Annotated in this window: 25 protein-coding genes and 1 pseudogene; 10 read left to right on the top strand and 16 right to left on the bottom strand. The window is 67.0% G+C overall.

The features are described 5' to 3' along the window. Position 1: 1 nt before the first annotated feature. The 5 genes from NP511_RS02840 to NP511_RS02820 form a co-directional block, all read right to left on the bottom strand. Positions 2-739, bottom strand: a complete 738-nt coding sequence (locus NP511_RS02840) for a metal ABC transporter ATP-binding protein (RefSeq protein ID WP_049964315.1) — start codon at positions 737-739, stop codon at positions 2-4. Beyond that, entirely contained in the window at positions 736-1,764 is a 1,029-nt protein-coding gene (locus tag NP511_RS02835; protein WP_049964314.1) for a metal ABC transporter substrate-binding protein, read from the bottom strand. The genes NP511_RS02840 and NP511_RS02835 overlap by 4 nt, the downstream gene beginning before the upstream one ends. Positions 1,765-2,017: 253 nt before the next feature. Further along, positions 2,018-2,440 carry a DUF7988 family protein gene (locus NP511_RS02830; protein WP_049964313.1) on the bottom strand — a complete coding sequence of 141 codons (423 nt, stop codon included), beginning with the start codon at positions 2,438-2,440 and terminating at the stop codon, positions 2,018-2,020. 308 nt (positions 2,441-2,748) lie between these two features. Beyond that, positions 2,749-3,912 carry a YhjD/YihY/BrkB family envelope integrity protein gene (locus NP511_RS02825; RefSeq protein ID WP_049964312.1) on the bottom strand — a complete coding sequence of 388 codons (1,164 nt, stop codon included), beginning with the start codon at positions 3,910-3,912 and terminating at the stop codon, positions 2,749-2,751. Between the two features lie 60 nt (positions 3,913-3,972). After that, entirely contained in the window at positions 3,973-4,932 is a 960-nt protein-coding gene (locus NP511_RS02820) for a carbohydrate kinase family protein (RefSeq protein WP_049964311.1), read from the bottom strand. A 118-nt stretch (positions 4,933-5,050) separates the two neighbouring features. Here NP511_RS02820 and NP511_RS02815 point away from each other — a divergent pair, with 118 nt between their 5' ends. Next, complete coding sequence (locus NP511_RS02815; protein WP_049964310.1) at positions 5,051-6,211, top strand: hypothetical protein; 1,161 nt, start codon at positions 5,051-5,053, stop codon at positions 6,209-6,211. Positions 6,212-6,261: 50 nt separating this feature from the next. On the opposite strand, the gene NP511_RS02810 is transcribed toward NP511_RS02815, so the two are convergent. After that, complete coding sequence (locus tag NP511_RS02810; RefSeq protein WP_006648805.1) at positions 6,262-7,731, bottom strand: aldehyde dehydrogenase family protein; 1,470 nt, start codon at positions 7,729-7,731, stop codon at positions 6,262-6,264. 204 nt (positions 7,732-7,935) lie between these two features. Here NP511_RS02810 and dpsA point away from each other — a divergent pair, with 204 nt between their 5' ends. Continuing rightward, positions 7,936-8,481: a DNA starvation/stationary phase protection protein DpsA gene (gene dpsA, locus NP511_RS02805; RefSeq protein ID WP_006181623.1), complete on the top strand. Its 546-nt coding sequence runs from the start codon at positions 7,936-7,938 to the stop codon at positions 8,479-8,481. Positions 8,482-8,596: 115 nt separating this feature from the next. On the opposite strand, the gene NP511_RS02800 is transcribed toward dpsA, so the two are convergent. After that, on the bottom strand, positions 8,597-8,764 hold the full coding sequence (locus NP511_RS02800; RefSeq protein WP_006181622.1) for a hypothetical protein: 168 nt from the start codon (positions 8,762-8,764) through the stop codon (positions 8,597-8,599). A 197-nt stretch (positions 8,765-8,961) separates the two neighbouring features. Here NP511_RS02800 and NP511_RS02795 point away from each other — a divergent pair, with 197 nt between their 5' ends. The 4 genes and pseudogenes from NP511_RS02795 (at position 8,962) to NP511_RS02785 (ending at position 10,458) form a co-directional block, all read left to right on the top strand. Continuing rightward, on the top strand, positions 8,962-9,285 hold the full coding sequence (locus NP511_RS02795) for a hypothetical protein (protein WP_049964309.1): 324 nt from the start codon (positions 8,962-8,964) through the stop codon (positions 9,283-9,285). Positions 9,286-9,344: 59 nt separating this feature from the next. After that, complete coding sequence (locus NP511_RS02790; RefSeq protein ID WP_049964308.1) at positions 9,345-9,860, top strand: macro domain-containing protein; 516 nt, start codon at positions 9,345-9,347, stop codon at positions 9,858-9,860. 176 nt (positions 9,861-10,036) lie between these two features. Beyond that, positions 10,037-10,165: pseudogene (locus NP511_RS22880) on the top strand (universal stress protein); the annotation flags it as partial. Between the two features lie 68 nt (positions 10,166-10,233). Beyond that, entirely contained in the window at positions 10,234-10,458 is a 225-nt protein-coding gene (locus NP511_RS02785) for a universal stress protein (protein WP_233274293.1), read from the top strand. Positions 10,459-10,556: 98 nt separating this feature from the next. On the opposite strand, the gene purM is transcribed toward NP511_RS02785, so the two are convergent. The 3 genes from purM to NP511_RS02770 form a co-directional block, all read right to left on the bottom strand. After that, positions 10,557-11,549 (bottom strand): phosphoribosylformylglycinamidine cyclo-ligase, encoded by a 993-nt coding sequence (purM, locus tag NP511_RS02780; protein WP_049964307.1) that lies wholly within the window; start codon positions 11,547-11,549, stop codon positions 10,557-10,559. A 62-nt stretch (positions 11,550-11,611) separates the two neighbouring features. Beyond that, a complete protein-coding gene (locus tag NP511_RS02775; protein WP_006648800.1) occupies positions 11,612-12,241 on the bottom strand; it encodes a zinc metalloprotease in 630 nt (209 codons plus the stop codon). Continuing rightward, positions 12,238-14,010 carry a TraB/GumN family protein gene (locus NP511_RS02770; RefSeq protein WP_049964306.1) on the bottom strand — a complete coding sequence of 591 codons (1,773 nt, stop codon included), beginning with the start codon at positions 14,008-14,010 and terminating at the stop codon, positions 12,238-12,240. Before NP511_RS02770 ends, NP511_RS02775 begins: the two co-directional genes overlap by 4 nt. 157 nt (positions 14,011-14,167) lie before the next feature. Between NP511_RS02770 and NP511_RS02765 the strand changes: the two genes are divergently transcribed. Continuing rightward, on the top strand, positions 14,168-14,617 hold the full coding sequence (locus NP511_RS02765; RefSeq protein WP_006648798.1) for an acyl-CoA thioesterase: 450 nt from the start codon (positions 14,168-14,170) through the stop codon (positions 14,615-14,617). 133 nt (positions 14,618-14,750) lie between these two features. Here NP511_RS02765 and NP511_RS02760 read toward each other — a convergent pair whose 3' ends face one another. From NP511_RS02760 to NP511_RS02750, 3 genes are all read right to left on the bottom strand, one after another. Beyond that, positions 14,751-14,978: a hypothetical protein gene (locus tag NP511_RS02760; protein WP_049905552.1), complete on the bottom strand. Its 228-nt coding sequence runs from the start codon at positions 14,976-14,978 to the stop codon at positions 14,751-14,753. A 126-nt stretch (positions 14,979-15,104) separates the two neighbouring features. Next, positions 15,105-15,890, bottom strand: a complete 786-nt coding sequence (locus NP511_RS02755; RefSeq protein WP_049964305.1) for an HAD-IIA family hydrolase — start codon at positions 15,888-15,890, stop codon at positions 15,105-15,107. A 44-nt stretch (positions 15,891-15,934) separates the two neighbouring features. After that, positions 15,935-16,339: an SHOCT domain-containing protein gene (locus tag NP511_RS02750; protein WP_049964304.1), complete on the bottom strand. Its 405-nt coding sequence runs from the start codon at positions 16,337-16,339 to the stop codon at positions 15,935-15,937. Between the two features lie 297 nt (positions 16,340-16,636). Here NP511_RS02750 and NP511_RS02745 point away from each other — a divergent pair, with 297 nt between their 5' ends. Together NP511_RS02745 and NP511_RS02740 are read left to right on the top strand one after the other, a co-directional pair. Then, positions 16,637-17,086: a DUF7992 family protein gene (locus NP511_RS02745; protein WP_006648792.1), complete on the top strand. Its 450-nt coding sequence runs from the start codon at positions 16,637-16,639 to the stop codon at positions 17,084-17,086. Between the two features lie 93 nt (positions 17,087-17,179). Beyond that, positions 17,180-17,647: a DUF7992 family protein gene (locus tag NP511_RS02740; RefSeq protein ID WP_049964303.1), complete on the top strand. Its 468-nt coding sequence runs from the start codon at positions 17,180-17,182 to the stop codon at positions 17,645-17,647. Positions 17,648-17,722: 75 nt separating this feature from the next. Here NP511_RS02740 and NP511_RS02735 read toward each other — a convergent pair whose 3' ends face one another. Together NP511_RS02735 and NP511_RS02730 are read right to left on the bottom strand one after the other, a co-directional pair. Next, positions 17,723-17,860, bottom strand: coding sequence for a rubrerythrin-like domain-containing protein (locus NP511_RS02735; RefSeq protein WP_136396849.1), 138 nt, complete (start codon positions 17,858-17,860; stop codon positions 17,723-17,725). A gap of 386 nt (positions 17,861-18,246) precedes the next feature. After that, positions 18,247-18,429, bottom strand: a complete 183-nt coding sequence (locus NP511_RS02730) for a DUF7501 family protein (protein ID WP_006181606.1) — start codon at positions 18,427-18,429, stop codon at positions 18,247-18,249. A gap of 202 nt (positions 18,430-18,631) precedes the next feature. On the opposite strand from NP511_RS02730, the gene NP511_RS02725 reads away from it, so the two are divergent. Continuing rightward, positions 18,632-18,760 (top strand): rubrerythrin-like domain-containing protein, encoded by a 129-nt coding sequence (locus NP511_RS02725; RefSeq protein WP_006181605.1) that lies wholly within the window; start codon positions 18,632-18,634, stop codon positions 18,758-18,760. Between the two features lie 63 nt (positions 18,761-18,823). Here NP511_RS02725 and NP511_RS02720 read toward each other — a convergent pair whose 3' ends face one another. Next, a complete protein-coding gene (locus tag NP511_RS02720) occupies positions 18,824-22,042 on the bottom strand; it encodes a disk-shape morphogenesis protein volactin (protein ID WP_049964302.1) in 3,219 nt (1,072 codons plus the stop codon). Between the last annotated feature and the right edge of the window lie 161 nt (positions 22,043-22,203).

Raw genomic sequence — 22,203 nt, 5'->3', positions numbered from 1 at the left:
GTCAGTGGTGGTGGTGAACGACCTGGCCGCTCGCGCCGTAGGCCTCGGTCAGAGCGTCGCTTTCGACGAACGATTCCGTGTCACCGTGGTGGTAGAGTTCGGTGTTGATACAGGCGATCCGGCTCGCCCGGTCGGTGACCACGCCGATGTCGTGTTCGATCAGGATGATCGTGATTCCGTCCTCGTTGAGCGACTCGAGCAGCTGGTAGAAGGCGTCGCGGGACTCGGCGTCGACGCCGACGGTGGGCTCGTCCAGCGCCAGCAGGTCGGCCTCGGAGGCCAGCGCCCGCGCGATGTAGGCCCGCTGGCGCTGGCCGCCCGAGAGCGCGTTGATCTGTCGGTCCGCGAGGTCGGCGATGCCGACCGTCTCGAGGGCGTCGTCGACGGCCGCGTGATCCCCGTTGGTCAGCCGGCCGTGGCCCGCGTGGGCGAACCGGCCCATGGTGACGACCTCGCGGACGGTGACCGGCATCGAGCCGCCGCCGCTGGTCGCCTGCTGGGAGACGTAGCCGATGCGCTCGCCGTCCTCGAACGACGACACCGGCTCGCCGAACAGCTCGATCGAGCCGCTGTCGGGGCTGCGCAGCCCGAGCATGAGATGGAGCAGCGTCGTCTTGCCCGAGCCGTTCGGGCCGATCAGTCCCAGGAAATCGCCGTCCGAGACCGTCAGTGAGACGTCGCGGACGGCCGGCTGCTCGCCGTAGGCGAAGGTCACGTTCTCGAGGTCGACGACGGTCACTGTGCGTCTAATACCTCTCTGAGCGCGGGGAGGTTTATTTCTTCCATTTGCTCGCGGTACCCCCAGCCCTCCTCCTCCCACGTCGAGAGGGTCCCCGAGAGGTGGCTCAACGGCATCGCGTCGGTCGCGTTGCTGTCCCGCAACAGCGTCTCGACGAGCTGGGGATACTCGTCGTCGGGCGCTTCGAAGGGGTCGTAGAGGACCGTCTCGATCCCCTCGTCGTCGATGAGCGAGATCGTCTCGGAGATCTCTCCCGACGACGGCGTCTCCTGGGGCGAGACGCCGACGGGCGTGTGCAGTTCGAACCCGTATCGATCCTGCAGATAGGTGAAGGAGTCGTGGCCGGCGAAGACGGCGGTCCGGCGATCGGCCGACTCGAAGAGGTCCTGCAGTCGCTCGTCCAGCGACTCGAGGTCGGCGACGTACGCCGCGGCGTTTTCCTCGTAGGTGTCGGCGTTGTCCGGATCGGCGTCGGCCAGCCCGGTCGCGATCGTGTCGACGATCTCCCCCGCGATGACGGGGTCGAGCCAGACGTGGGGGTCGTAGTCGGTCTCGTCGTGATCGTGGCCCTCGTGGTCGTCGCTTTCGGTCTCGTCGTGATCGTTCCCGTCGTGACCTCCGGTGTCGACCTCGTGGCCCCACCTGAGGAGTCGGTCTTCCAGTCCCTCGAGGCCGTCGATCACGGCGACGGTGTCGTAGTCGGCCTCGAGGGTCGCCGCGAGGTCCTGGGCCCACGAGAACTCGGGCGTATCGAGGTAGACGAAGGCCCCGGTGTCGGCGACGTTCCGGGTGAGGTCGCCGCTCGGTTGCCAGCCGTGGCCGGCCTCGCCCGTGCCGACCGGGTTCTCGAAGTCGATCGCGTCGCCGCTTACCCGCTCGGCCCAGTCCCAGAGGGTGAAGAAGGCCGCGTAACCGTCGTCGATCTCGGCGCTCGCCGGGTCGATATCGTCGAGACAGCCGGCGATCGCACCCGTCGCGACCGCACCGGCTCCCGCTTTCACCAGCGCGCGTCGTGTCAGCTTCATACCCGAACGTCGGTCCGTCGGGGTATAAGAGTTATTATCTCGATGGGCAAAGTTATTAACAAGTGGCGTCGGTGACGACGTCTGTTAACAAATCGTGGTGGAATAGCGGTCTGAGTTACTAGCGTCGAGTCGCGGACGGTGCGAATCGAGGGCGGTGAGCATCGCGTCGGTCAGACGGTCCGCTGTACGTCATTTCCGGTGCCACCGCAAGCCGTGTCGCGGTCGCACCGGTACATCGGTACAGCGAACCGTCTCACTCGAGCGAGACGGCGAGTTCGACCCCGTCGCGGCGGCGGTAGGCGGGCGGGTGGGCCGGCTCGGAATCGCGGACCACCTCGAAGGCGTCGAAGCGGATCACCAGTCGGCCGGGATCGATGGTCGCCCGGAGGACGGGGCCGCGGCTCGTCACGACGACGTAGGGCGGCCCCGCGACGGGACGGGCCCGCAGCTCGTGGCCGGTCGCGTCGACGGCACCGGCGAGAACGCCGGGCAGGGACTCGAGGATGCCGGTCTCCTCGAGCGCCCGGTGGAGCCCGTCGGTGACGGCGTCGGCGTCGGTGGTGCGGGCGGTATCCCAGGGCTCGGCGACCGCGTCGGCACAGGCGTCGATCCCGCTGACGATCGACGCGTGGTCGCGCTGGACGTACCGCCGGGCGGCCCGGACTGGATGGGACACGGGTTGCGGTGGGGCGGGAAGCCACTAATGCGTCTCGACTCCGGTTACGAACGCCAAGCATGACCGTTTGCGTGACGATTCGGCCGGTGACCGTCGAAAAGGAGCCCTGCTATCGTGGCAACAGGGCGTTGCCACGCCCTCCCCAACCGATTCGCTCACTCGCTACGCTCGTTCGCTCATCCCTCGCGCAGTGTCATCGGTCGACCTCGCTAGCGCTTCGGTCGACCGACAGCGCGCGCCACCGCATATGCTCGGTCAGTTCGAAACGAGACGGCGGTCTCTTCCGAACTGTAGCCCAGCCGTCGAGCCTATTCGCGCCGGTCCTCGAGGACGCCGACGTTCAGCGTCCGGACTCGCGAAAGCGCGCCCCGTAGCCGTCGTCGCCACGGTCCCCGGCTGGCCGCGAGTTCGCGCCGGAGCCGCTCGTTCTCCGCGGCGAGGTCGCGGTTTTCGGTCTCGAGGGAGTCGACCCGCGCCTCGAGGTCGTCGACGCGGTCCTCGAGCCGGTAGCGACGGCTGCGCTGGGCCTTTCGATCGTTCCGAAGTTGGTCCCGTTCCCGCCGGAGGGCGGCCAGTCGCGCCTCGAGGCGCTCGCGTTCGCGCCGGCCGTCGTCGACGAACGGCTCGCGCTCGGCGTCCTCGGGGATGCCCTCGAGCGACTCGTCCCCGCTCTCGTCGGAGTCGATCTCGATGTGGCCCGAGTGCGTCGCGTTGACGACGGCCCCGACCAGCAGGATCAGCCCGCCGAAGTACAGCCACGTCAGCAGGAGCAGGATCGCGCCGATCGGCCCCGCCGACTCGGAACTGCTCGAGAGGGCGACGTAGACCTGGAAGAGCGACTGGAGGAGCGCCCAGCCGACCGCGGCGACGACGACGCCCGGCAGCACCTGCCGGACGGAGAGGTCGGCGTCGGGAAAGCGGTAGTACATCGGCAGGAACGCGAGCGTCAGCCCGACGACGAGCAACAGCGGGTTCAACAGCCCGAGGAAGGGGATCGTCGGGAAGACGGCGAAGGCGATGGTCGTCAGGGCCGCGGCGACCAGCGCGATCCCGACCGCGCCGAAGACGACGGCCCCGTCCTGGAGCTGATCGACCAGCGAGTTCTCGTCGGTCGTCGCGTAGATCTCCGAGAAGGCGGTGTCCAGCCCCCGAAATATCTTCAGCGACCCCCACAGGAGCGCGACGATCCCGATGAGCGAGGTGCCGACGCTGCCGGTGTCGCCCTCGATCCCCTGCTCGAGCATCACCTGTCCGCTCTCGGGGAGAAAGCCCTCGGTGATCGACGACACCTGCTGGGCCAGCGCCTCGTCCCCGACGAAGGCGACGAGGAAGAACACGAGGACGAGCAACGGGATCAGCGAGATGAATGCCTGATACGCGATACCGGCGGCCATGAACGTCACGTTCTTCTCGCTGATCCCCGTCACGACCGACTTCGCGAACGGGACCGCACCGCGGACGTTGATACCCATACTCGTTGTCCGACGCAAACTCGGATACCACTCCGGCTTGCAACCACACGGCGCCGGCGCTCACTCCGCCTCGAGCAGCGCGGCGACCTCGGCGCGGGTCGGCAACGCCGTCATCCCACCGGCAGCGGTAGTCGCCCGCGCTCCGACCGCGTTCGCGAAGGCCACCGCGGCCTCGAGGTCGTCGCCGTCTCGCAGGGCGGCGATCGCCCCGGCGACGAAGGCGTCGCCCGCGCCCGTGGTGTCGACGACGTCGACCGCGAACCCGAGATGCTCGACCGTCGCCGCCGGCCACGGCGCGTCCGCGCTCGCGACGGCGACCGCGCCCTCGCTGCCGCGGGTGACGAACGCGGTGTGGACCGGCCCCTCCTCGACCGCCGCTCGAGCGAGCGCCGTCGCGGACTCGCCTTCGTATCCCAGCGCCTCGAGTTCCGACACCGTCGCGAGACAGACGTCGACGTGTGCGAGCGCGTCCCCGACCACGCTTGCGAACGCCCCCTCGTCGGGCCACAGTTCGCTCCGCAGGTTTGTATCGAAGGAGACGGTACAGTCGGCGGCCGCGGCCCGCTCGAGCAGGTCGAGCGTCGCCTCACGCGCGGAACCGCTCGAGAGGGTCACGCCGCCGGCGTGGACCCACTCGCAGTCCGAAAGCGTCGCATCGTCGACCCGCCCGGGCTCGAGGCGGGTATCCGCGGTCCCGTCCCGGTAGAAGGTGAACTCGCGGTCGCCGGTCTCGTCGTGAGTCACGAACGCGAGGGTCGTCTTCGCCCCGGAGTCCCGCTCGACGAACCGGTCGGGAATCCCGTGGTCGGCCAGCGTCCGCTCGAGATACCGGCCGAACGGATCCGCCCCGACCCGGGTCCAGAACAGCGGCAGCTCCTCGAGGCGGGCGAGCGCGACGGCGACGTTCGCGGGCGCACCGCCGGGGCGGCGCTCGAAGCCGGCGACGTCCTCGAGCGATCCCGCTCGCTCGGGGACGAAATCGATGAGCGTCTCGCCGGCGATTAGTACGTCGTGGGACATACTCGATGTACACCGTCGATCACAGTAGATGCGTCGACGGCGCGAGCCGATCCGACGGCCCGAGCGATCGAAACGCTGTGGCTATATATCGTCGTAGTTACAACGCCGTTATATTATCATGAAAGAAATTCGGAGACGAAGACTACTGTCGAGCGCGGCTGCGACCACGGGGATCGCCGTATTCGGTGCCGGCTGCCTCGATACGTTCGGCAACGGTTCCGACGGCGACGATGCGACCGAGGGGGACAACGAGGTCGACGGAACGACCGACGGGACGGCCGACCTCACGCCGCTCGAGCGGTGGGTACCCGCGACGGGAAGTGCCGAACTCCTCTTTCACTACCGCGACCTCACGACGGTCCGAGGGCTCGAAGACAGCCTGCAGCCGGACGTGATCGAGGACGTCCCGACGCTCCCCGACGGACGAAGCGGCGAGTTCGTCGAGCAATTGGCGGACGGCGAGCCGGCGGTCGACTCGGTTTGCAGATTCGGCTCGAAGGGCGTCGCCGGAAACGTCGTCGTCACCGGCTCGTTCGATCCCGACGCGGTCGATACGGCCCTCGAGTCCGCGGCCGGCGAGTTCGAGCGCTTCGAGCGCGACGATGTCGCCGTCGCCGTCTCGTCGGAGACGCTCGTCGTGAGCCCGTCCGACGGCGCGACGCTCGAGGCCCTTCTCGCGGCGGGCGTCGACGGGGCCGATCGGCGCATCGATTCGAACGTGAACTTCGCACCGATGGCCGACCACATCGGCTCGAGCACCTTCGTTTGGGGAGAACACGAACGGCAAAGTGAGGCCAAGTCGGGCGGAGCCGGCGTCGCGTATACGTGGTCGCTCGACGCTGACACGGCGAGGTATTCGCTCGTTCAGGCACACGCCGACCCCGAGAAGACCGACGAGTTCGGGCAAAGCGTCGGAGAGGACGTAACGATCGAAACGGACGGGACCGTCGGCATTGCGAGCAAAACGATCCCGATCGAATCGTACACGTTTCAGGATCTGTTTGCCGAACGCGGCCGTAGTCCACCGTCATCACCGCCGCAAGTGGGGGTTGACATCGAGCCGGATTACCGATCGAACACCGTTACCGTGACGTACGTGTCGGGGCAGAACGTCGATCGCCTCGAAGTGCGCGACGAGGACGGACGCCGCGAGGTGTTGACCGAGGTGGGTCAAGCCGCGACGCTCGAATACGAATCCGGTGCATCGGGAGAGATCACCGTCGTTGCCAGCAACAGCGAGGCGGAGGTCGTCGTCGCCACGCGCACGTACTCGTTCTAAAGGATCGGGTTAGCATCGGGCGACGAGACGCCGACGATCGTGCTGGCTATCTAGAGGACGATGCTCTTCTCGCGCATCATCGCGTGGATCGAGGCGTCCAGTCCCTCGCGGCCGATCCCCGAGTCCTTGTTGCCGCCGAAGGGCACGTCGCCCAGCCCGTGGCTCGGCGCGCCGTTGATCCGGACCGCGCCGGCGTCGATGCGCTCGGCCATCCGCATCGCGCGCTTGTAGTCGCTGGTGAAGACCGCGGCGTCGAGTGCGAGATCGGAACCGTTCGCGATCTCGAGGGCCTCGGCCTCGTCCTCGAAGGTGGTGATCGCGGCGATGGGGCCGAACTGTTCCTCGTCGACGATGCGGGCGTCGTGGGGCACGTTCGCCAGCAGCGTCGGCTCGAAGAACTGGTCGGCGAGTTCGTCCGGGACGCCCTCGGGAGCGCGACGGCTTCCCCCGCGGACGATCTCCGCGCCCTTTTCGACGGCGTCCTCGACGAGTTCCGCGACCCAGTCAGCTTGGTCCTCGCTGATGAGCGGGCCGACGGCGGTGTCCTCGTCGAAGAGGTCGCCGGCCTGCCAGGCGTCCATCTGGCCGTCGATCAGGTCGACGAGGTCGTCGTGGACCGACTCGTGGGCCAGGACACGGGAGATCGCCGAGCAGCGCTGGCCGGCGTACTTGAACGAGCCCTTGGCGCAGTCCCCCGCCACGTCGGTTAGGTCGGCGTCATCGAAGACGATTGCCGGGGCGTTGCCGCCCAGTTCCATGTGGAGGTTGACCATCCCGCTCTCGCGGGCGACGTGTTTGCCTGCGCCCGAGGAGCCGGTCATCGCGATCGCGTTGACGCGGTCGTCGCCGGCCAGCAGGTCGCCGATCTCGCTCGCCTCGCCGGGGACGAAGTTGAACGCGCCGTCGGGGATCCCGTCGACGTCGGCGATGACGTCGGCGAGGATCGCGGCCGAGACCGGCGTCTTGCTCGCGGGCTTGAGCAGGACGCTGTTACCGGCTGCGATCGCGGGCGCGACCTGCAAGGCCGTCGTCGCCAGCGGATAGTTGTAGGGGGTGATACACAGCACCGTACCGATCGGCTCGTGTTTGACGATCGCCTGCCAGCCCTCGTGGCCCGCCGTCGAGCCCTCGCGGTACTCGCCCTTACTGACGATGGTGCGTGCCTCCTCGGCCGCCCGGTCGAACCGCTCGGCCGCCTGCCCGACCTCGCCGCGGGCCGACGAGATCGGCTTGCCCGCCTCGCGGACGATCACTTCTGCGAGTTCCTCCTCGCGCTCGCGGAGCCGGTCGGCGATCGTCTCGCACCACTCGGCGCGCTCGACGACGGTCGTCTCCCGCATGCGCGGTTTGATCTCGTGGGCGGCCTCGAGTGCGGTGCGCACGTGGTCCGGCCCCGCGGCAGCTACCTGTGCGAAGGCCCCGCCGTCGGCGAGGTCCGAGACCGACAGTGCGTTCTCGGTTTCGATCCACTCACCGTCGACGTAGAGCCGCTCCCGCCGCTGTGCGATTCCGGTTGCCATACGCGTCCCTTCGCCCTCCCCACTGAAAATGTTTACTCAGGCTCGAAAAAATAGAGATTCGCTTGACGGTGTCGTTCGATGATACGTTTCGTAGCTACTGAGGGAATCGTAGTGCCCTAATCAAAAACAGATCTTTAGGTATACCAAAGAAATGTTTTCTCAAGGGAAGTCTTTAAGTGGAACGCGTCCGTACTTGGGAGTAGGATGAGTACCCAAAAGACCGTTCGCCAGTCGGCCGACACCGTCGAGGAGAACGAGCTTCGCCTCGAGCAGGAGAAGGCCGAACAGATCGTCGACGCACTGAACACGGAACTGGCTAACGCCTACGTCCTCTACCACCAGCTCAAAAAGCACCACTGGACCGTCGAAGGCGCGGAGTTCCTCCCGCTCCACGAGTTCCTCGAGGAGGCCTACGAACACGTCGAGGAGGGTGCGGACATCATCGCCGAGCGCGCGCAGGCGCTTGGCGGCGTCCCCGTCTCCGGGCCGGCGAACCAGGAGGAGCGCGCCACCGTCGAGTTCGAGGGCGAGGACGTCTACGACGTCCGCACGATGTTCGAGAACGACCTCGAGATGTACGGCGACATCATCGAGTCGATGCGCGATAGCATCGAACTCGCGGAGAACCTCGGCGACCACGCCACCGCCGAGATCCTCCGGGAGATCCTCGTCGACCTCGAGGAGGACGGCCACCACTTCGAACACTACCTCGAAGACGATACGCTGGTCCTCGAGGAAGCGACACACTGACGACGGCTCCGACGTGGCGGCGGCTATCGGACCGGGAACCGCGTTTTTTCCAACGACGAAGAACGGAGAGCAGTCAGTAGTCGATACCGATCGTCGGTCCCGAGCGTCGACGACTTCACCGCTCGAGGTCGACGGTCAGATCGGTCGCGATCCAGCCGTCGCTGTTGTCGCGTTCGGTAAAGACGGTCTTTCCGGGGCGGGTCTCGTGGCTCGTCACGACCGCCGCCGGTTCCTCCTGGTCCTCGTCGAGTTCGGGCTCCTCCCTGCGGGCGGGTACGTCCATCACGATGAGTTAGGTGAGCCTAAATCTAAAAAGGTTTTGGTCGGCCTAAGATCTCGGGAGCGGGGCGATCGCTTCCCGGTCTCGAACGCGATCAAGAATTCGACGCTGTGGCGGCCTATCATAGCGTTTCTGGACGACCACAGTACCGTCACGCGAATATAGTGTCCTTTTTCATGCTCGAGTGAAACGTTGTTCTCATGAGCTTACACGGGGATCGATCACAGGGGGCACGGGACCGGCGCGGTCGCGAACTGATCGCTCACCTGTTCGATGTTGATACCGGCCGCATCGAGTCGTTGAGTTGGTCGCTCGGCAACCGCGTCACCGTCGAGGCCGACGCTGAGCGGCTCTTCGCGCTCGAACACCGCCGGTCCTCACGAACGGTAACGGCGTTCTCGGTCACGGACTACACCTGCGTCGTCCGACTGCGCTCACCGGTCGGCCGCGAGAAGTTCTACGGGATCGCGGACGCCGACCTCCCGACCGAGCCGGCGGGCCCGGAGTGGGGCCGGACCGACTGAGGCGAGCCCACCTCACACCCACGGTCAGTTTCATTGCGCTCGATCCGGAACGCCCGAATATGGAGTACGAGGTCGTTCAGGGTGACATCGCCGCACAGTCAGCCGACGCCGTGGTCAACGCCGCTGGGACGACCCTCCGGATGGGATCGGGCGTCGCCGGCGCGCTCCGGCGCGGGGCGGGCGAGGAGATCAACGAGGCGGCCATGGCGAAGGGGCCGGTCGACCTCGGTGCCGTCGCGGTCACCGACGCCTACGACCTCGATGCCGACTACGTTATCCACGCCGCCGCGATGCCCCACGGCGGGGACGGACGGGCGACCGCCGAGAGCATTCGAGACGCGACGTACAACAGCCTCGAGACGGCCGACGAACTGGGCTGTCGCTCGCTCGTGATCCCGGCGCTTGGCTGTGGCGTTGCCGGCTTCGACCTCGCAGACGGGGCCGCGATCATCGGTGCGGCACTCGAGCGCTACGACCCCGACTCGCTCGCGGACGTCCGGTTCATCGCCTACAGCGACGCGGAGTACGAGACGGTTCGTGCGGCGACGGCCACGGGGAGCGACGCGGACCGGTGACAGGAACACTCGGCCGACGGGGATTCCGACCGCGCCGGGGAGTCCCGCTCGGTCGGACTGCCACGCAGTGAACGACGGCTGTCGGGGGTAGGAACGTCGAGGATGGTTTCGACGTACTGAGAACGGCTGCTAGTTTTACCACTGCTGCTATCGAACCATCAGATGAGTGATAGCTGATGTACGATACGATCCTCATTCCGACCGACGGAAGCGAACAGGCGAACCGCGGGGTCGAGCAGGGGTTAAGCCTCGCCGAGAACTACGGCGCAGACGTCGTGCTGCTCTACGTCGTCGACGAACGCCGGCACGGACGGCCGCCGGCACTGGGTAGTACCGAGATCGAACACGTGAAGTCGAGGACGAGGCCATCGAAATGCTCGAGGAGATCGCGGACCGGGCCCGCGGTCGGGGACTCGACGTCGACCGCGAGTGCCACCGGGGGCTCCCCTGGGAGGAGATCACGTCACTCGCGAAACAGCGTGACACCGATCTGATCGTGATGGGGCGACGCGGGGCGACTGACGACCGACGAACGCCGCTCGGAAGCGTCGCCGACCGGGTGATGCGACACACCGACATCCCCGTTCAGGCGGTCTGACCGTCACGGCCGTCCGTCGGTCCCCTGATTTCGTGTCGTCCGCGCCGCGTCTTCCCGCCCATCCGGAGACACCGCCGCGCTTTTCGAACGGTCCGAGTTCAGGACAGCGAGCAGCCGCGGATCTCGACGCTGTCGCCGTCCGTAACGCGGCCGATGATCCGTCCGTCGGTCTCGGCGACGAGGTCGGCGGCCCGGTCTTCAGGAACCGCGACGACGAAGCCGGTGCCCATGTTGAACGTACGGTGCATCTCCTCGTCGGAGACGTTGCCCTCCTCCTGAACGAACTCGAAGATCGGCTGGGCCGGCAGCGGATCGTCGACGACGTACTCGTACTCGCCCATCCGCAGCAGGTTCGTCCAGCCGCCGCCGGTGACGTGGGCCGCCGCCCGGACACCGCACTCGCGCATCGGCTCGAGCAGATCGGTGTAGATCCGGGTCGGCCGCAGTAGTTCCTCGCCGATCGTCGTCTCGGGGTCCAGCGGGAACGCGTCGGTGTACTCGTGGTCGCGGGTGACGGCTTCGCGGGCCAGCGTCAACCCGTTCGAGTGGATGCCGTTCGAGGGAAACCCGACGAGCGCGTCGCCGGCCGCGGCCTCCCCGGCGAAGATCTCGTCTTTGGCCGCGAGGCCGGCACAGGTGCCCGCCAGATCGAACCCCTTGACGACCTCCGGCATGACTGCCGTTTCACCGCCGAGCATCGTGAGATCCGCCTGCTCGAGCCCCACCGCGAGCCCCTCGCCGATCCCGTTGGTCAGGTCCTCGTCGGGTTCGTCGATCGCCAGGTAGTCGACGAACGCGACGGGCTCGACGCCCGCGGCCACGAGGTCGTTGACGTTCATCGCGATGCAGTCGATCCCGATCGTCGAGAAGTCCTCGACGGCTTCGGCGACTAACAGCTTGGTCCCGACGCCGTCGGTCGCCAGCGCCAGATACCGGTCACCGATGTCGATCATCCCGGCGTACTCGGTCCGCAGGCCGCTCCCGAAGGCCTCGAGCAGGGCCGCGGTCGCGTCCTCGCTGGCTGCGATGTCGACGCCCGTCTCGGCGTAGGTGAGCCGCTCCTCGCTCCCGTCGTCGGCTGAGTCGGTCATGTCTCAACGACCTCTCGGGGCGAGCAAAAGGTCACCGGTCCGCTCGAGCGAGCCGTCCGCGATCAGAACAGTCCGACGTAGAAGATGATGATCGCCGCCAACAACACGCTGGGAACGAACACCAGCGCAAAGACGCCTTTGTGCCACTTGAGAACGGATTTGCCGTCGAGTGGACCGAAGGGGATCATGTTGAACGCGGCGAGCACGATGTTGATCCCGACGCCCATCTGGCCGATCGTCCCGAGGTAGGTCGGGAAGACCATCAGCGGGAGAAAGAGTAGCGCAAGCAGGAGGTTCGTCACCGGTCCCGCAAGCGAGATCAGTCCGTTCTCCCGCTGGGTGATCCGGCCCCGGTGGTAGACGGCCCCGGGCGCGGCGAAGAGGAAGCCGACGAGCGCGCCCATAAGCGCCAGAAACAGCATCTGATAGTCGGCCCGGAACTCGGCGACCTGCCCGAACTCGACCGCGACGACCTTGTGGGCGATCTCGTGAAGCAGGAAGGCGACGCCGACCGTGACGAGGCTCAACACGACCATCGTGAGGAAGAGGCCGACCGCCTCGCCCCGGTGGACGGGCGCGAAGATCAGGGCGAAGGCGACGCTGAGGGTGACCCACGCGATCGCGAGATCGCGCTGTTCCCGATCGCTGAACGTGAGTTCGGGCTCGGAACTGGCCCGCGTTCGGTGGCTCATAGCAGCCCCCGGAGCAGCTCGAGACTGTTCTTCGCCCCCTCGAACAGTTCGCCCATCAGCGCGTCGACGCCGCCGATCTCGGGTCCGGCCAGCCACGGCAACACGACGAAGGGGAACAGGAAGGTCGCGATCATGCTCCCGACGTTCGTCAGCGCGACGATCATGATCAGCCGAAAGAGCGGCACGTCGAACATCGCCGACATGGCCTCGTCGATCGGCCGCTCGGTGTCGTCGACGATCTCGTTTAGCGTCTGGATGTCGCGGACGTTGACCGGCCGGTGTCTGAGTTCGACGTAGCCCGCGAACCAGCCCGGCGCGAGCAGCGGGTTGATGCTCGTCAGCCACGCGACCGCGCCGCCGACGCCCGCGCTGGTCCAGCGTGCGCCGGCCAGCCGCGCCAGCGTAAAGGCGAAGATCCCGTTAAAGAGGAACCAGGCGGCGAACACCTTCAGCAGGAAGACGTTCCTGACGCCGGCCATGATGAGCAGGAAGAAGAACGCGAGGAAGCCGACCATGACGAGATAGCCGAGGACCTTCAGCGGGGAGAACCGGCGACTCGAGGCAGTCCCCGAGATCGACTCCCGCGAGGGGATCTCCGCCGGGTTCGCGAGGTGGCGTTCGATGCCGGCTCTGTGGCCGGCCCCGACGACCGCGAGGACGTCGTACCCCTGCTCGCGAAGGTCATTGAGATGCGATGCGATGTAGGCGTCGCGCTCGTCGATCAGGGCGTTCGCGCCGCTGGGGCTGAACTGCCGGAACTCCTCCATCATGGCGGCGACCACGTCGCCGTCGGTCATCTCCTCGATATCGATCTCGTCGATCTCCTCGACGTCGGCACCGGCCGCGTCGAGGAAGAGGCCGACGACCGCCCCGATCGTGACGCCGACGCCGAGCCCCGCCAGCATTCCGGCACTCCCGCGGACCGCATAGATGCCGGCGCTCTCGACACTTGCCGCCGAGAAGGGGCCGACGAAAGTGTCGGTCGCGACCAGCCCGAGACAGGCGACGACGCCGAGGACGATCCCCCCGAGAACTCGTATCGAGAACCCCGAGAGGAGACCGCCGGTGTACTCTTCGGCCGACTCGAGCGGCGGGAGGACGAGCAGGCCGGCGACGGCACCGACCAGCGCGCCGATGGCGGCGCCGCCGGCGTACTGCAGCGTCGCGGCGTCGGTGATCCCGAGCAGCAAGACGTCACCGACCCCGAGCAGCGGGGCGATAAACGCGGCGACCAGAAAGCCGACGAGCAGGCCGCCGATCGCGCCGAACGTCAGCCCGAGCGTCCGGGGATCGGTGATGCCGAGCGCGAGGCCGCCGACCATCTTTAGCTTCTCCGTGAACGTGAGCCGACTCCAGAACCGCTGGATCGTCACCTGAATGTCGCGATCGACCAGGGCGACGCCGCTGCCGTGTTCCTCGGCGGCCTCGATCGCGGCACGCATGTCCGCTCCGGGCTCGATGTCGAACTGGTCGCCCAGCCGCGACTGGACGTACGACAGCATCCAGTAGGCCAGAAACTGGAAGACGGTGTTGCCCGAGAGCAGGTCTTCGGCCTCGACGTCGTCGGGCGTGCCGCCCTGCATCTGGTTGTACCGGCCCTCGTCGAGTTCGACCGCGACCACGTCCGGTCGCTCGCGCTCGATGGTGTCCCGTACCTCGTCGACGCTCGCCTGCGAGACGTGTGCCGTCCCGAGAACCTGGACGGAGCCACGCTCGCGGTCGGGTGGCTCGGGCGGCTCCGGCACGTCGGCCTCGCCTGCATCGCTCATTACTCGCCCCAACTCGGCGGCGACTTTTACCAGTATCGGACCACGAACCCCTGTAAAATATCTACGATGAGCGCTCCGGAACCGGCGACACGTCGCTCGAGTCGTCCGCGGTCCGCCGAGAGTAAGACTGATTGTCGCCGTGGGAAAACGTCCGCCGATGACGGACCTCATGGAGACGGTAATCGAGAACCGGGAGATGGTCCAGCCGAACCACGCCAATATGTTGGACGTCGCTCACGGGGGCAATGTGATGAAGTGGATGGACGAAGTCGGCGCGATGTCGGCGATGCGGTTTGCCGGCGAGATGTGTGTCACCGCCCGCGTCAACCAGATGAACTTCGAGCGACCGATCCCGGTCGGCGATACCGCCTACATCACCGCCTACGTCTACGACGCCGGGACCTCGAGCGTGAAGGTCCGGCTGATCGCCGAGCGCGAGAACCTCCAGACCCGCAAGCGCGAACGGACTACCGAGTCGTACTTCGTCTACGTCGCGATCGACGACGACAACACGCCGACGACCGTCCCCGAGCTGACCGTCAGTACCGAGGAAGGCGAACAGCTCCGACAGGAAGCGCTGGCGGACGATCTGGGCCGGGCGGACTGAGCCGGGCGCGGAACCAGTTCCGGTCTCGGTTCTCCACACTCTCGTCTATCACGCGGTGACAACGCCGTTCGCTATCCAGTGCGAACGAAAAACGGGTCCGTGGGTCCCCGAAACGAGGACCGTCCCGGTCGCGTTACTCCTCGCTGCCGTCGGTCGACCGCGGGTCGAGTTCGCCGAGGTCCTCGAGGGTTCCCTCGAGCGTGCCGCGGGTGTCGGCGACGGTCGCGCCGACGAGCCCGCCGATCGCACCGCCCGTACTCGCGGCGTTGCGGCTGAACAGTCCGCCGATCGCTGCACCGACGGCTGCACCGATGGCCGCGTATCGAGCGCGCAACAACACTGCTGTGATTCGTTCTCTCATGTGTCGTACATGGATACAGTCACGGATAAATATACCTCCCGAGGCGTCGCAGACGGCCCGCCGGAAGTCGCTCCCGCGCAACCGCGACCACCCTGCGGTTGGACCGGCAAATTGGGACAGATCGTCTCAGAGAAGCGTGTCGACGGCGGCCAGCGACTCGAGGACGTGATCGGGTTCGGCGTCGGCCCCGACGTCGGCGAGGTCCGCCCGATCGGTGACGCCAGTGAGGACGAGTGCAGTTTCCATCCCCGCTCGATTCCCCAGCGCGATGTCGGTATCGAGCCGGTCGCCGACGACCAGCGTGTTCCGGGGGTCGGCCGCGAGCCGGTCCATCGCGGCCGTGGCCGCGACCGACGAGGGCTTCCCGAGGATCGCGTCGGGCTCGCGGCCGGCGACGGCCTCCATCGCGGCGATCATCGCGCCCGAACCCGGAATCTCGCCGTCGTCGATCGGAACCGTCGCGTCCGGGTCGGTGCCGTAGAACGGCACGTCTCCCTCGAGCGCCCGCAGGGCCGACCAGAGGGTGCCGTAGGAGAAGGTCTCGTCGAACGACCCCAGTACGACCTCGGCCTCGTCGGGCTCGGTCGTCAGCGCGACGGCCGCGTCCGCGAGGATCGACTCGAGCCGGTCGCTGCCGACGAGATAGACGCGCTCGCCGGGGTGGGTGGCGGCGAGGTACTCGGCAGACACCGTCGCGGAGGTGAGGACGGTCTCGGGATCGACATCGATTCCGTGGGGCGCAAGCGTTTCGCGGTAGTGATCGCTTCCCCGCGTCGGGTTGTTCGAGAAGAGCAGTCGCGAACAGCCCGCGGCCTCGAGCGCGCGTAAGCCGTCGGTCGCGCCGGGGAGCAACTCCTCGCCCCGGACGATCGTCCCGTCGACGTCGAGGATCGCCGCCTCGTAGTCGGTCATCGGCCGTCCCTAGGACCGGCCGGCGATTGAGTGTTGGGATGGCCTCAGCGCTCGCGCTCGAGTGAGAGGTCCGCCGTCTCGACGTCGGCATCGGCAGCCCGTTCGTCGGCCGCGAGCAGTCGGTCCAGCTTCGCCTCGAACTCGGCGTCTGAGAGTTCGCCGGCGGCGTATCGCTCCTGTAAGGTCGTCACGGGGTCGGTTTCAGCGGCGGCCGCATCGGACTCGGCGGCCGAAGCGGACGATTCGGAAACGGCGGGCTCGTCGCCCCCGCCCTCGGCGAGATACCACAGGAGCAGTCCCCCGAGGACGATCACGGCAGTAGCTAGAATAGCGTAGATCGGTCCAGCCAACAGCAGTAAAGCGATGATGAGGACGTCGGCCAGGACGAACTTCATGGCGAACAGTTCGACGAGGGAATACTCCCGGCCGCCGGCGTTTCCGCTGGCCATACGCGCTAGTTGTGTAGCGGCTGAAATAACTGTACGGGACCGCGATCGCCGGCCGACCGCGACCGGCAGACAGCCCGCGATCAGTCCGCCCGGACCTGATCGAAGAATCCGTCGCTAGTGTCGTATCCCTCGCCGTTCTCGACGTAGTGGAAAACGGTCGAGTACCCGTTGTCGTCCCAGGCGCTCGAGGCGGCCTAGCGACTAAACTGCTCGGCCGGGAGTCGGTCGACTGCTCGGAACGCTCTGGGGTAGTCGACGGCGGGGAATCCTTATCCGGATACTCGACGTAGGCCCAGTATGTCACTCGATGTCGAGGTTCCCGATCCCCCGTCGCTTCACGGCTCCCAGCACCTCGGCGACTACGACGCCGTCGAAGAACCCGACGAGCGAACCGGGGACAACGTCCGCCGCGAGGCGCTTGCCGACTTCCTCGAGGGAGGCGCCTGGGAGGACGCCTTCAGCCAGTGGGCGCGGGAGACGTCCCTGACCGACCGGGAGTTCCGGCTCGTCCGAGAGTACGGGCTGTTCGACGCGTTCGACTTCTACTGGAACCAGTCGGCGGAAGACGTCGGCTACCGAGTGCCGTCGGTGCCGACGGACGCGGTCGCTGCTCACGACGATCTCGACGACGTGGACATCGAGACCATCGAGGAGGAACTGGAGTCGCTGGGGTGGATCGTCAGCGAGGTACTGGAGACCGACTACATCCACCGCGACGGCGAGGAGTTCGGCTATACTTGGGAGTAGCGACCGACCGCGTGGCCGCGGGCTCGGTCGCTTCCCGGTTCGAAACCGACCGCGGTGGGAATTCTTATCCGGGAACCCGACCTACGGCCGGATATGACACTCGAGGTCGAGCCCCCCGAGCCGCCGGAACTGGAGTTCGTCGACCCCAACGAGTACGAGGACGCGACCATCAGCGCCGGCGGCGAGGAGATCGACTACCGCCGCGAGGAGCTACAGGCCTTCCTCGAGGAGGGAGCCTGGACGGAGGCGTTCGACGAGTGGCGCGCCGACACCGATCTCGAGGACCGGGAGTACGGGATCGCGCGGGACCTCGATCTCTTCGCTGGCTTTGACTTCTTCTGGGACGACTTCGCCGACCGCGTCGGGTATCACGCGCCCGGCATTCCCGAGGACTGGCAGGCCCGGGAGTACCACCCGGACCTCGACACCTGGGGGACCGTCTCCTCGATCAACGCCGAACTCACCGAGTTCGGCCAGATCGTCTCGGTCACGCTCAAAGAGGAGTACGTCGACTGGGAGGCCGAGTACGAACCGCCCGAGGACCTACCGGACTTCGACTGAGTCCGGACGGCGCCGACCGACGCTGCGACCGCGACTCGAGCAGGTCCGGACGGGAGATGACTGCCCGCAACGGCGTTACTCGCGAGCCACGGCGATGTTCCGTGTACGGCCATTGCACTTCGGACAGCGACCGAGCGAGTCCGCGACCTCGCGGTGGCCGCAGTTCCGGCATTCGTAGTACGATCCGTCGTCCGCGTGTGGCGCTGGGTGCATGCTGGCCCGTGATTGACTACCACGGAAGAACGGTACGAGAAGACAGTATGAGTCGATAGAGACAATACTAGTGCGCAGAATGCGGTTTAGGACTGCACAGTCGTCCATCTATTGGGGCGTCCGTCGTTACCTCGAGCGCGAATCGCTCGACGCTTGAGTACCCGGAGACACCGTCGTCGTCAGCCGAGCGGTCGACGGTGAGAGTCGCCGATCGTTTCGTGTTGCGCGACCGTTGGTCTGGTCCCTATCGGTCGTCGTCGGTGACAGCAGACGGTGGCGAAACGGGTTCCGTGACGCTCAGTCGGGTCGGGAGTCGGTGGATCGGAAAACGCAGTTACTCGCGGCCGTCGACGGGGTCGATACTCGAGTCGGTCGTCGCCGGGTCGCTATCCGGCCCATTCGCCGGCGAGGTCGCCGGCGATGTTCTGTCGCCACTGTTCGAACCCCTCCTCGCAGTCGGTCTTCTCGTCGATATGGTCGACGAAGCCGGCACCGGGCGACGCGAGTTCGTCTCCGCAGAACGGGCACGTGACAGGGTCGGACCAGTCCGTCGTCGTGTTCACAGCCATGTACCGATATCTATCAGGAACTATCATATAAGTCTCGCCCGTTAGGATCTATTACAATTCGTATGCCATATAATGCCATTGGTTGGGAAGTTGGTAGTTCGAAGCGATACCGGTCCCGTACCCCGATTCGTCGTTCAACTGGTTGGTTCCCGACGTGTTTACAACGCCAAGAGTTAACCCGACTCGTGAAGTATGGCAACACATGGCATTCGAGGAGCAACGCGAGTACGAGTGCGTCGACTGCGGGCGGCGGGAAACGGTCGGCGACGCGCTCGTCAGCACCTGTCCGTACTGCGGGGGCGAGATGCGCAACGTCGAGTTGATTCAGTAGGACGTTCGAACGCCCCGTCTCCCGGCAGTTCCGTCAGCCTGTGGAATCGGTAGCGGACGGTAGTCAACGGTCGAGTGCCACTGCGACGCCGACCAGCAGGAGTCCGAGGACGATGGCGCCGGCCCCGACGGCAGTCCCACCGGTGAGGGCGGCGACGCCGCCCGCGACGACGCCCGCGCCGCCACCGCCCGCAGCCACCGCGGGCGAAAGGGCCGTACCGTCGGTCGTCTCCTCGCGAACGGCCTCGAGGTCCGTCCGGAGCGCCTCGAGATCGTCGGTGCGGTCCGCCCGCTCGTCGACGTCGTCGAGTCGCGCGTCGATGGCTTCGACCCGATCCTCGAGATCCGAGAGCCCCGTCGAAACCGTCTCGAACCGTTCGTTCATCGCGTCGGTCTCGTTTTCGACCGACTGTACGTCGGTTCCGAGCGTCGCCGTCTCGTCTTCGAGCGCCCGAACGTCGCTCTCGAGCGGTTCCAGTTCGCCCTCGAGCGTTCGGACGTCGGTTCCGATCGTTGCCACCTCGTCCTCGAGCGTCGCCGAAACGTCCGCGAGTCGGTCGTCGTGGTCGGCCAGCCGCTGGTCGGCGTCGTCGGACTCGGCCTCGAGCGCCGCCACCGTCTCGGTCAACGATGCGGTTTCGGACTCGAGGTCGGCCCGGAGGGCGGCGACGTCGTCCGCGAGCGAGGTCTCGACATCGTCGACACGGTCGTCGAACGACGCCCGTACGTCGTCGATCTCGTCCTCGAGCGTTGTCCGAACGTCGGCTACGTCCGCCAGTTCGTCCTCGAGGCCGTCTAACCGACCCTCGACGGCTGCGAGATCGGCGTCGATCGACTCCACGTCGTCGGCCACCGTCTCGATCCCATCGGCGGTTTCGGTCACTGACTCCCGTACCGCCGCGAGCGTCTCCGCCGTGACTGCCTCGTCGTCGAGCCGGTCGACCGTTGTCTCGAGTTCCGAGAGATCCGTAGCGATCTCGTCGGTCGTAGTTTCGAGTCGACCCTCGAGGGTCGACTCCACCCGATCGATCCGCCCCTCTAGCTCCGACGCCGCCGCCTCCACCCGCTCCGTGAGGGCATCGTCGAGCGACTCGAGGTCGGCCGTCAGCGCTGCGAGATCCTCGTCGAGGGCCGTGAGATCCGACTCGAAGGCCGACAGATCGTCGGCGATTCCCTCGACCGTCTCGGTGTCAGCGGCCCGGTCCTCGAGATCGGCCAGCGAGTCCGAGACGGCCGATACCGTTCCGTCGATCTCCTCGAACGCCGACTCGAGGGCCGTCAGATCGTGCGCGATCTCGGCGACTCGCTCGTCGGTCGCGGCCGCTTCCTCGAGGGTCGCGAGCGTGTCCGAGAGCGCCTCGAGATCGTCGTCGAGCGTCTCGGCCCGCTCGTCAAGCCGCTCGCGAACGGTGTCGAGATCGGCCTCGACGGCTGCGATCTCCTCGTCGATCGTGGCCTCGACCTCGTCGACCCGCGCGTCGGTCCGCTCGGACTGTTCCTCGAGCCGTCCCGACACGCCGTCGATCCGGGTACGCAACTCCTCGAGTCGTCCCGCGACCCCCTCGAGTCTGGTTTCGGCGCGGTCGGTCGCCGTTTCGAGGGCGTCGAGATCCGCCGCCAACTCCGAGGTCGTCTCCTCGAGGGCCGCGAGATCCGTCTCGGTCGCTGCGGTTTCCTCGAGGGATTCGAGGTCGTCCCGAAGGTCGTCGAGGCCGTTCTCGGCCGTTTCGGTCCGTTCGGTTACCGCGTCGAGATCGCTTCCGAGGTCGTCCAGCCGCTCCTCGAGGGCAGCCCGCTCGTCGGCCGCGGTCGCGTCCAGTTCCGCCAGTTCGTCGTCGACGCCCTCGATCTCCCCCTCGAGGGCCGCGAGCGCGTCCGACAGCGCCGCGAGATCGTCGTCGAGCCGGGAGACGTCGTCCGAGACGGCCGCGACGGTCGACTCGTCGGCGTGGGTCTCGCTCTCGTCCGCGAGGTCGGTCAGTTCGTCGGCGAACGACTCGAGGCGCTCGTCGAGTTCGTCGACCGCCTCGGCCGGCGCAGTCCGTTCCTCGACGTACTCGAGGTCCTCGATCAGCCCCTCGACGTCCGCCCGGACCGACTCGATCTCCGCGTCGCGATCGGCGAGTCGGTCGAACAACTGATCGATGGCGTCGTCGCTGGGATCGGTGTGTGACGGCTCGTCGAACGCGAGTTCGGTCGGATCGCCGGTCGTCGACGCCTCGCCGCCCCCCGATTCGTCGGCAGCGGCGCTCGGGTCGGTGACGGTGTCTCCCTCGTCGCCGCCGGCCGTCGGGTCCTCCCACGTGATCGTCTCGTCGGCGTCGACGTCGTCTTTCGCCGCCGCGAGGGCCCCTCTAGCGGCACTTTCCGCGGGTGCGGGGGCGAGCCGGACGCCGCGAACCGAAAACGGGAGCGCGGCGGCGTCGAACCGCCCGCCGAACAGGTACTCGACGCCCTCGACCGCACCCGCCCCCGCGATGGCGATCGGGACGGACAGCCCCTCCTGGACGTCGCTCTCGTCGGCCTCCTCGCGGATCGCCTCGGTCAATGCGGCGATCAGCCCGTCGAACGCCTCGGCGAGCGCGCTCTCGATCTCGCTGGCCGCCGCGTCCGGATCGAGCGTGAACTCCGCGAGGACGCCGGCGACCTGTGCCGGTTCGTGGCCCGTTTCGGCGGCCGCCCGCTCGACGAGCCACTCCCGGCCCTTCGGGAGCGAACAGGTCATTGCCGGGACGCCGTAGTACGCGAGCGTGGCGTTCGTGGTCCGGGCTCCGATGTTGATCCCGAGCCCGGTGTAGTTGTCGCCGGCCAATTGATCGTAGATCACCGCAAACCCCGTGCTGATCGGCGTCACCTCGAGGCCACGATCGGCCAACACGGTCTCGACCGCCTCGCGATGCGCATCGGCCGAGGCCGTCGCGTCGATCAGCGGCCCGGGTGTCGTATAACAGAGTTGCCCGTCGGACTCCCCCTCGAGGAGGTCGCTGACGACGGTATCCAGCGCGGGTGTCGCGTACGCCGTCGTCTCCGCCGCGAGGACGCCCCCGTCGAACACTGACCAGGGCGTGTCGTCGACTTCGTCGGCGACTGCCCGCGCGTCGTCGCCGACCGCGTACGTCGTTCCCTCCGCCCGGATCGTCCGTTCCTCGGAGATCCCTGCCGCCTCGAGGGCGGCGTCGTCGACTGGAACGACGACCGGCGGGACCGCGTCGATCCCCTCCCCTCCGTCCGCGTCTGTAGCGGCCCGTACCGTCCCCGGGCCGATGTCGAGACCGTATGCCATGCCCCCGGCAACTTCGACCGCCCTATTGGAAGTTTGCCCCCCAATACCAGATGTGAAAATCGGCGCTGCCGGCGCCCGCTGACCGCCACCACTGGCCACTCCCGATGTCGACGGAATGCGACTCGATTAGAATTATTTCTGACTCGAGTACTCATTAGTTC

The organism is Natrinema thermotolerans (genome assembly GCF_031165565.1).
Lineage (GTDB): Archaea > Halobacteriota > Halobacteria > Halobacteriales > Natrialbaceae > Natrinema > Natrinema thermotolerans.
Note: the sequence above shows the minus strand (reverse complement) of the source record. Positions and strands in the feature narration are given on the sequence as shown.